9 protein-coding genes and 1 pseudogene are annotated in these 8,436 nt (G+C 72.3%); 9 read left to right on the forward strand and 1 reads right to left on the reverse strand.

The genetic code is table 11. The features are described 5' to 3' along the window. The 8 genes and pseudogenes from CCN56_RS20160 to CCN56_RS20195 form a co-directional block, all read left to right on the forward strand. Positions 1–232, forward strand: a pseudogene (locus CCN56_RS20160) (2-keto-4-pentenoate hydratase); the annotation flags it as partial. Between the two features lie 7 nt (positions 233–239). Continuing rightward, positions 240–1,151 (forward strand): acetaldehyde dehydrogenase (acetylating), encoded by a 912-nt coding sequence (locus tag CCN56_RS20165; protein WP_218779428.1) that lies wholly within the window; start codon positions 240–242, stop codon positions 1,149–1,151. A 12-nt stretch (positions 1,152–1,163) separates the two neighbouring features. Then, the gene (gene dmpG / locus CCN56_RS20170) at positions 1,164–2,186 is read left to right on the forward strand and encodes a 4-hydroxy-2-oxovalerate aldolase (RefSeq protein WP_086828738.1); all 1,023 of its coding nucleotides are present in this window, start codon (positions 1,164–1,166) and stop codon (positions 2,184–2,186) included. Positions 2,187–2,211: 25 nt separating this feature from the next. Next, positions 2,212–3,366: a Rieske 2Fe-2S domain-containing protein gene (locus CCN56_RS20175; protein WP_086828740.1), complete on the forward strand. Its 1,155-nt coding sequence runs from the start codon at positions 2,212–2,214 to the stop codon at positions 3,364–3,366. Between the two features lies 1 nt (position 3,367). Then, the gene (locus tag CCN56_RS20180) at positions 3,368–3,670 is read left to right on the forward strand and encodes a hypothetical protein (protein ID WP_218779429.1); all 303 of its coding nucleotides are present in this window, start codon (positions 3,368–3,370) and stop codon (positions 3,668–3,670) included. Continuing rightward, complete coding sequence (locus CCN56_RS20185) at positions 3,663–4,709, forward strand: ferredoxin--NADP reductase (RefSeq protein WP_086828742.1); 1,047 nt, start codon at positions 3,663–3,665, stop codon at positions 4,707–4,709. The genes CCN56_RS20180 and CCN56_RS20185 overlap by 8 nt, the downstream gene beginning before the upstream one ends. A gap of 13 nt (positions 4,710–4,722) precedes the next feature. Further along, positions 4,723–5,499, forward strand: coding sequence for an SDR family oxidoreductase (locus CCN56_RS20190; RefSeq protein WP_086828744.1), 777 nt, complete (start codon positions 4,723–4,725; stop codon positions 5,497–5,499). Positions 5,500–5,596: 97 nt separating this feature from the next. After that, positions 5,597–6,043: an SRPBCC family protein gene (locus CCN56_RS20195; protein WP_256962058.1), complete on the forward strand. Its 447-nt coding sequence runs from the start codon at positions 5,597–5,599 to the stop codon at positions 6,041–6,043. Here the strand turns inward: CCN56_RS20195 and CCN56_RS20200 are convergent. Continuing rightward, the gene (locus tag CCN56_RS20200; protein ID WP_256962059.1) at positions 6,027–6,908 is read right to left on the reverse strand and encodes an IclR family transcriptional regulator; all 882 of its coding nucleotides are present in this window, start codon (positions 6,906–6,908) and stop codon (positions 6,027–6,029) included. The two genes, CCN56_RS20195 and CCN56_RS20200, sit on opposite strands and share 17 nt — an antisense overlap. A 181-nt stretch (positions 6,909–7,089) precedes the next feature. Between CCN56_RS20200 and hsaA the strand changes: the two genes are divergently transcribed. Beyond that, positions 7,090–8,259 carry a 3-hydroxy-9,10-secoandrosta-1,3,5(10)-triene-9,17-dione monooxygenase oxygenase subunit gene (gene hsaA / locus CCN56_RS20205; RefSeq protein ID WP_086828750.1) on the forward strand — a complete coding sequence of 390 codons (1,170 nt, stop codon included), beginning with the start codon at positions 7,090–7,092 and terminating at the stop codon, positions 8,257–8,259. The last annotated feature ends 177 nt before the right edge of the window (positions 8,260–8,436 follow it).

Below are 8,436 nucleotides of genomic sequence, written 5' to 3' on the forward strand. Positions count from 1 at the left end.
GTTGAGCGGCGGCGGCGAGCTGCTCGCCGAGGGGCGCAGTGACGCCGTGCTCGGCGATCCGGTCCTCTCCGTCGCCTGGCTCGCCCGCACCGTCGCCCGCTTCGGCGTGCCCCTGAAGAAGGGGCACGTGGTGCTGCCCGGTTCCTGCACCCGGGCCGTCGACGTGGCGGCCGGGGGCACGTTCACCGCCGAGTTCGCCGGCCTTGGCTCCGTCTCCCTCTCGTTCATCTGAGGTGATCATGACCATCAAGACAAAGGCGACCGCCGCCATCGTCGGATCCGGCAACATCGGCACCGACCTGCTGTACAAGCTGCAGCGCTCCGCGCACGTCGAACCCCGCTGGATGATCGGCGTCGACCCCGGCAGCGAGGGCCTCGCCCGCGCCGCCCGGGCCGGCCTCGAGGCCAGTCACGAAGGCGTCGACTGGCTGCTCGCCCAGGACGAGAAGCCCGACATCGTCTTCGAGGCCACCAGCGCCTACGTCCACCGGGCCAACGCCCCCCGCTACGCCGAACTCGGCATCAAGGCCGTCGACCTGACGCCGGCGGCCGTCGGCCCCGCCGTCGTACCGCCCGCCAACCTCCACGCGCACCTGGACCAGCCGAACGTCAACATGATCACCTGCGGCGGACAGGCCACCATCCCGATGGTGTACGCGGTCTCCCGCGTCGTCCCCGTCCCGTACGCGGAGATCGTGGCCTCGGTGGCCTCCGTCTCGGCCGGCCCCGGAACCCGGGCGAACATCGACGAGTTCACCCGCACCACCTCGCGCGGCATCGAGACCATCGGCGGTGCCGAGCGCGGCAAGGCCATCATCATCCTCAACCCCGCCGAGCCGCCGGTCATCATGCGCGACACCGTCTTCTGCGCCATCCCCGAGGACGCCGACCGGGCCGCCATCACCCTCTCCGTCAAGGAGATCGCCGAGCAGGTCGCCTCGTACGTCCCCGGCTACCGGCTGCGCGCCGAGCCGCAGTTCGACGATCCGAGCCCCGAGAACGGCGGGATGGCCCGCGTCGCGATCTTCCTGGAGGTGGAGGGCGCCGGCGACTACCTGCCGCCCTACGCCGGAAACCTCGACATCATGACCGCCGCCGCCACCAAGGTCGGCGAGGAGTTCGCCAAGGCGATCCTCGCCTCGGGCGCGTAAGGAGCACCCCGCATGCCCTACTCGGACACCCTCGACATCCGGATCACCGACTCCTCGCTGCGCGACGGCTCCCACGCCAAGCGCCACCAGTTCACCGCCGACGACGTACGGTCGATCGTCGCCGCCCTCGACGGCGCCGGCGTCCCGGTGATCGAGGTGACGCACGGCGACGGACTCGGCGGATCCTCGTTCAACTACGGGTTCTCCAAGACCCCCGAGCAAGAGCTGATCAAGGTGGCCGTCGAGACCGCGCGCTCGGCGAGGATCGCCTTCCTCATGCTCCCCGGACTCGGCGTCAAGGACGACATCCGGGCCGCCCACGGCAACGGCGCGGGCATCTGCCGCATCGCCACCCACTGCACCGAGGCCGACATCGCCGACCAGCACTTCGGACTCGCCCGCGAGATGGGCCTGGAGACCGTCGGCTTCCTGATGATGGCCCACTCCACGACCCCCGAGAAGCTGGCGCGCCAGGGCCGCATCATGGCCGACGCGGGCTGCCAGTGCGTGTACGTCGTCGACTCGGCCGGCGCCATGGTCATGGATGACGTCACCGCCCGTGTCGAGGCCCTCGTCGCCGAGCTCGGCGACGACGCCCAGGTCGGCTTCCACGGCCACGAGAACCTGGCCCTCGGCACCGGCAACTCCATCGCCGCCATCAAGGCCGGAGCCCTCCAGATCGACGGCTCCACCCGCCGCCTCGGCGCCGGCGCGGGCAACACCGCCGTCGAGGCCCTCGTCGCCGTCTGCGCCAAGATGGGCATCCGCACCGGCATCGACGTACTGAAGATCATCGACGCGGCCGAGGACGTCGTCCGCCCCGTCATGGACGACGAGTGCCGGCTCGACCGGCTCGCCCTCCTCATGGGCCACGCCGGCGTCTACTCCAGCTTCCTCAAGCACGCCTACCGGCAGGCCGAGCGCTACGGCGTCTCCGGCGCCGAGATCCTCCTGCGCGCGGGCGAACGCCGCCTGGTCGGCGGCCAGGAGGACCAGCTCATCGACATCGCCGTCGAACTCGCCGCACAGAACTGAACCGACACACATCAGGAGGGACGAGATGACTGCTCTCAACGACGAGGTCAGGGTCATCGAGACGGGCAGGCCGCCGACGCGGTTCGCCCGGGGCTGGCACTGCCTCGGCCTCGCCGACGCCTTCAAGGACGGAAACCCGCACGAGATCGAGGCCTTCGGCACCAAGCTGGTGGTCTTCCAGGGCCAGGACGACGGACAGCTGCACGTCCTCAACGCCTACTGTCCGCACATGGGCGGCAACCTCGCCCAGGGCAGCGTCAAGGGCGACGCCGTCGCCTGCCCCTTCCACGACTGGCGCTGGTCGGGCAACGGCCGCTGCGCCGGCATCCCGTACGCCCGCCGCGTCCCGCCCCGCGCCAGGACCCGCGCCTGGATCTCCCTGGAGCGCAACAAGCAGCTCTTCGTCTGGAACGACCCCGAGGGCAACCCGCCGCCCCCCGAGGTGACCGTCCCCGAGATCGCGGGCATCCACGGCCCGGAAGCCGACCAGTGGAGCGACTGGACCTGGAAGACCCTCAGGGTCGAGGGCGCCAACTGCCGCGAGATCGTCGACAACGTCGTGGACATGGCGCACTTCTACTACGTCCACTACGCGTTCCCCGAGTACTTCAAGAACGTCTTCGACGGCCACGTCGCCACCCAGTACATGGAGAGCAGCCCCCGCGGGGACATGGAACTGGGCACCCTCAGCTCCGGCCGCCTGCGCTCCGACGCCTCCTACTTCGGCCCCTCCTACATGATCGACCACCTCTACAGCGACGTCGGCGGCGGCACGGAGATGGAGATCGTCCTCATCAACTGCCACTACCCGATCGACGAGAACAGCTTCCTGCTCCAGTACGGGGCGATCGTGAAGCGGCTGCCCGGGATGACGGACGAGCAGGCCGCCGAGGCCGCACGGCTCACCGCCGAGGGAGCCACCGTCGGCTTCGAGCAGGACGTGGAGATCTGGCAGAACAAGACCCGGATCGACAATCCCCTGCTCACCGAGGAGGACGGTCCCGTCTACCAACTGCGGCGGTGGTACGAGCAGTTCTACGTCGACGTCGCCGACGTCAAGGACGAGATGACCCGCCGCTTCGAGTTCGAGATCGACACGCAGCGCGCCAACGCGGCATGGCGCGCCGAGGTCGAGGAGAACCTGGCGCGCCGCGCGGCGGAGACGGAAACCGGAGCCTGACATGCGAGCGGTGGAGTGCGCGGCCTGCGGCAACCAGGTCCTGTGCGAGAAGTTCAGCGTCGCCCACACCTCCGTGCAGTGGACGGCCGACGCGGCCGTCGTCTGCACGGAGTTCGGCGAACGGGTCGGCCGGGGCGGGAACACCGCCCGGATGCGGACCTGCGGGGCCCTGCGGGCGAGCATCGACCGTGCGGTCGATGACGGCACCCTGACGGTCGGCACCCTGGAGCCGGCCGGCCCGGAGTCCGGCACCCCGGAGGCCGGCACGGCAGGCACCGCGACCACGGAGGCCGACGATGCCTGAGCCCACGACCAGCCCACGCACCCACCGGCTGCGCGTCGTCGAGGTCATCGCCGAGACGGCCGACGCGCACTCCCTGGTGCTCCAGGCACCACCGGAGAGCGCGGACCGCTTCACGTACCGCCCCGGGCAGTTCCTCACCCTGAAACTGCCCGGCGCGGATGGTCACCCCGCGGCCCGCTGCTACTCCCTCGCCAGCTCGCCCCACACCGGCGAGCCGATGAAGATCACCGTCAAGCGGGTCGCCGGCGGGTACGGCTCCCACTGGGTCTGCGACCGGATCGCGGCGGGCGACGATCTTGAGGTGCTGCCCCCGGCCGGCACCTTCACCCCCGACTCCCTCGACGGCGACCTGCTGCTCGTCGCCGGAGGGAGCGGCATCACCCCCGTCCTGTCGATCGCCAAATCGGCGCTGGCCGGGGGCCGGGGCCGGGTGGTGCTGCTGTACGCCAACCGCGACGAGTCCTCGGTCATCTTCCGCGACGAACTGCGGGAGCTGACCGAGGACCACCCGGACCGGCTCCTCGTGACCCACTGGCTGGAGTCGCTCCAGGGCCTGCCCGCCACGGAACTCCTTGCCGCCGCGCTCGCGCCGTACGCCGACCGCGAGGCATTCGTCTGCGGCCCGCAGCCGCTCATGGACGCCGTCGAGCAGGCCCTGCGCTCGCTCGGCACGCCCGGCGACCGCATCCACCGGGAACGCTTCTTCTCGTTGAGCGCGGACGTCTTCGACGCCCCCGCGGTGCCGCAGGGCACGGAGACCGAGGGCGCCGGCACGGCCGAGGTCGAGCTCGACGGCGAGACCCGCACCGTCGCCTGGCCGGCGGCGACCCCCCTGCTCGACGTCCTCCTGGCCGCGGGCGTGGACGCCCCGTACTCCTGCCGGGAGGGCGCCTGCAGCGCCTGCACCTGTCGGGTCGTGACGGGCGAGGTCAAGATGCTCCGCAACGACGTCCTGGACGACCAGGACATCGCCGAGGGATACGTCCTGGCCTGCCAGGCCCTCCCGCTCACCGACCGGGTCGAGATCACCTATTCCTGAGGAGGGGACCGCCATGTCCCGAACCTGTCTGGTCACCGGAGCCGCCTCCGGCATCGGCGAGGCCACCGCCGCCCTGCTGCGGAAGCAGGGCCACACCGTCATCGGAGCCGACCTCACCGAGGGCGACATCCGCGCCGACCTGTCCACGGCCGGGGGCCGGGCCGAACTCGTCGCCCGGGCCCGCGAGCTGACCGGCGGCCGTCTCGACGCCGTCGTCTCCTGCGCGGGCGTCGCCCACTTCGACCCCCTCACGATCAGGGTCAACCACTTCGGCGCCGTGGCCACGCTCGACGGTCTGCGTCCGCTCCTCGCGGCCGGCACCGATCCGCGGGCCGTGGTCGTCGGCTCCATCGACTCCGTCCACGCGACCGACCCCGCAATCGTGGACGCCGCGCTCGCCGGGGACGAGACGGCGGCGGTGGCCGCCTCGCGCGCGGCCGTCGACCGCGGCGAAGGGCACCTCGTCTACTCCTCCTCCAAGGCGGCGATCTCCCGCTGGATCCGCCGCGCCGCCCCCACCGACGCATGGGCCGGCGCGGGCGTCCCGCTCAACGCCGTGGCCCCCGGCGTGGTCGTCACGCCCCTGACCCGGCCGCTGCTCGACGACCCGGAGATGCGGGGGCTCGTGGAGCAGAGCGTGCCGATGCCGCTGCACGGCCACGCCCGCCCCGAGCAGCTGGCCCCGCTGATCGCGTGGCTCGCCTCGCCCGAGAACGCCCTCGTGACCGGTCAGGTCGTCTTCGCCGACGGGGGAGCCGACGCGCTCCTGCGCGGCGACAGCACCTGGTGACGACCCGTACCAGGACACCAGGACAAGAGAACAAGGGGCACCCGCACGGGTGCCCCTACCTGTATCCCATTGCCGCACCCCCACCGAGGAGACGCCCGTGAACCCCCGTATGCTCGAACGCTCCGCCGTCCTCCCGGCCGCCCCCGACGCCGTGTGGGCGGTCGTCGGAGACTTCGGCGCCCTCGCCGACTGGCACCCCCACGTGCCGCCGTCCACCCTGGAGGACGGCGGCGACCCCGCCGCCGCCGGCACCGTCAGGGTCTTCGCGGTCGACGGAGCGACCGTCGCCCGGGAGTGTCTGCTCGACCGCGACGAGGCCGCCCGCTCGTACCGGTACGCCCTCCTCGACCCCGTCATGCTCCCGGTCCACGACTACGTGGCGACGCTCGCCGTGCGTCCGCACCCCGACGGCGCCGAGGTCCGCTGGTCCGCCGTCTACCGGAGCGCGGACGACGTCGTCGCCCGGGTGGAGGCGGTCTTCGGGGACGGCACCTACGGCACCGGGCTCGCCGCCCTGCGGGCGCGCTTCACATCCACTCGCTGAACCGCAGCCAGGCCATCATGTTGTCCATCGAGGGCTGCGGCAGCGCCTCGGCGGCCCCCGCACCGGCCGGCCGGTCCCGCTTCTCCGACTGCCGTCCGGGACCGAACATCGACTGCCACACCGACCGCGCGCAGCCGCGTACGGCCGGGGCGAGCCGTTCCATCTCCCGGTGGACGCCGTGGCCGCTCACCGAGATCGCGGCGATGGCCCGGCCCGCACCGCGCAGCGGAGCGGCCACGCAGAAGACCCCGCGGTAGCCCTCCTCGTGGTCGAAGGCCACACCGCGCTCCCGCGTCATCGCCAGCTCACGCCGGAAGGACTCGGGGCGGGTGAGGGTGCGCGGGGTGCGCGGCCGCAGCCCGTCCCGTATCACCTGCTCCACCGGCCCGCTGTCGCTGAACGCCAGGATCGCCTTCCCGGAGGCCGTGCAGTAGGCCGGCTGGCGTCCGCCCATGCGCGAGGGCACGACGGAGTCGTCCGAGCCGCCGATCCGCTCCAAGTAGACCACCTCGGAGCCGTCGAGCACGGTGAGGTGCACCAGATGGCCGGTGGACTCGTGCAGCGCGTGCAGATGCGGCAGCGCCGCCCGGCGCAGCCGGTTGTGGTGCGAGGCCATCGCGCCGAGCTCCAGCATGCCCATGCCGAGTCGGTAGTCGCGGCCCTCGCGCTCCAGCCAGCGCAGCTGCACCAGCTGGTCGAGGATGCGGTGCGCGGAGGAGCGGCGGATGCCCGAGCGCTGCACGACCTCGGTGAGTGTCAGCCGGGGCCCCGCGCTCTCGAAGGCGCTCAGCACCTTCGCCGCCTTCTCCAGCAGGGACAGCGGCGCCATCCCGGCCTCGACAGCCTCGACAGCACTGGTCGTCATCGGCACCTCCCACACGGACAGCACAGCCGATCGACCCCTGGCCGGGTCCGTAATCTCCGGTATTGCGTGGAGATTGCCAGAGGATGACAGCGCTGTGAAGGGGGAGTTCCGTCTCGGAACAGTAACGCGTAGGTTCCCTCTCGTCACGGCACGACGAGACCGGATTCCGAGAGGGGCACCCATGCGCGACGAGGACGTTCTCGCGGAGGTCCGCGCCCTCGCCCCCGCCCTGCGCGAGCGCGCGACCGAGGCGGAGGAGCTGCGCCGGGTCCCCGACGCCTCCGTGAAGGAGCTGACGGAGGCCGGTTTCTTCCGGCTGCTCCAGCCCGGGGCGTACGGCGGACTCGCCGCCGACCCGGCCGTCTTCTACGCCGCCGTGCACGAGATCGCCAAGGCGTGCGGCTCGACCGGCTGGGCGGCGGCCGTCCTCGGAGTCCACCCCTGGTACGTGGCCCAGTTCGACCCACGGGCCCAGGAGGAGGTCTGGGGCACGGACGGATCCACCCGGATCTGCTCCTCCCACGCCCCCACCGGCGAGGTCACCCCCGTCGACGGCGGCTTCCGGCTCTCCGGCCGCTGGCACTTCTCGGCCGGCTGCGACCACGCCCGGTGGGCGCTGCTCGGCGGCCTCGTCACCGACGCCGAGGGCCGGCCGGTGGACATGCTGACCTTCCTGGTGCCGTACGCCGACTACCGCGTCGACGCGGTCTGGGACACGGTCGGGCTGCGCGGCAGCGGCAGCAACGACATCCTCGTCGAGGACGCCTTCGTCCCCGCCCACCGGGCGCTCGGCTACGGCCCGGTGACCACGCTGCGCTGCCCCGGGCAGGAGGTCCACCCCGAACCGCTGTACCGGCTGCCGTACGCCGCCGTCTTCACCACCACCATCTCCACCGCGATGGTCGGCATCGCCGAGGGCGCCCACGAGGACCAGGTCGACGCGGCCCGCGAGCGCCTGAAGGCCCCGCAGGGCCGACGGGCCACCGAGGACCCCTTCGCCCAGGCGCGCATCGCCCGCGCCGCCGGCGAGATCGACGCCGCCCGGCTCCAGCTCCACCGCAACATGACCGAGCTGTACGCGCTCGCTCGCGACGGCGCCCCGATCCCCATGGAGCTGCGCGCCCGCACCCGCCGCGACCAGGCCCTCGCCACCGAACGCGCCATCACGGCCGTCGACCTGCTCATGGAGAACGCCGGCCGCGGACCGCTCCACGTGGGCGACGACGTCCTCCAGCGCGCCTGGCGCGACCTGCACACCGGCCGCGGCCAGGCCGCCAACGACGTCGACCGGGCACTCGTCCTCTACGCCCAGGACGCCCTCGGCATGGACGTCCACGACCCCATGCTCTGACCCGCCGGGAACCCTCCCGCACGAGGGTTCCCGCTCAGTGGGAGCAGCGCATTTCGCTGCCGTACGGCACGCCGTACGGTCCTGGCATTCCCCCACCACGACCCGAAAGGGGATGCCCCCATGGCCGATGACGTCCTGGCAGCGATCCGTGACCTCGCCCCCGCCCTGCGCGACCGC

Origin of the sequence: Streptomyces sp. NRRL B-24572, assembly GCF_002156145.1 — a bacterium.
In the GTDB taxonomy this organism is placed as follows: domain Bacteria; phylum Actinomycetota; class Actinomycetes; order Streptomycetales; family Streptomycetaceae; genus Streptomyces; species Streptomyces vietnamensis.

What these genes read in the sequence shown, in the direction of transcription:
- CCN56_RS20165 (WP_218779428.1), top strand. Translation starts at nt 240, where the DNA reads ATGACCATCAAGACAAAGGCGACCGCCGCCATCGTCGGATCCGGCAAC.
- dmpG (WP_086828738.1), top strand. Translation starts at nt 1,164, where the DNA reads ATGCCCTACTCGGACACCCTCGACATCCGGATCACCGACTCCTCGCTG.
- CCN56_RS20175 (WP_086828740.1), top strand. Translation starts at nt 2,212, where the DNA reads ATGACTGCTCTCAACGACGAGGTCAGGGTCATCGAGACGGGCAGGCCG.
- CCN56_RS20180 (WP_218779429.1), top strand. Translation starts at nt 3,368, where the DNA reads ATGCGAGCGGTGGAGTGCGCGGCCTGCGGCAACCAGGTCCTGTGCGAG.
- CCN56_RS20185 (WP_086828742.1), top strand. Translation starts at nt 3,663, where the DNA reads ATGCCTGAGCCCACGACCAGCCCACGCACCCACCGGCTGCGCGTCGTC.
- CCN56_RS20190 (WP_086828744.1), top strand. Translation starts at nt 4,723, where the DNA reads ATGTCCCGAACCTGTCTGGTCACCGGAGCCGCCTCCGGCATCGGCGAG.
- CCN56_RS20200 (WP_256962059.1), bottom strand. Translation starts at nt 6,908, where the DNA reads ATGACGACCAGTGCTGTCGAGGCTGTCGAGGCCGGGATGGCGCCGCTG.
- hsaA (WP_086828750.1), top strand. Translation starts at nt 7,090, where the DNA reads ATGCGCGACGAGGACGTTCTCGCGGAGGTCCGCGCCCTCGCCCCCGCC.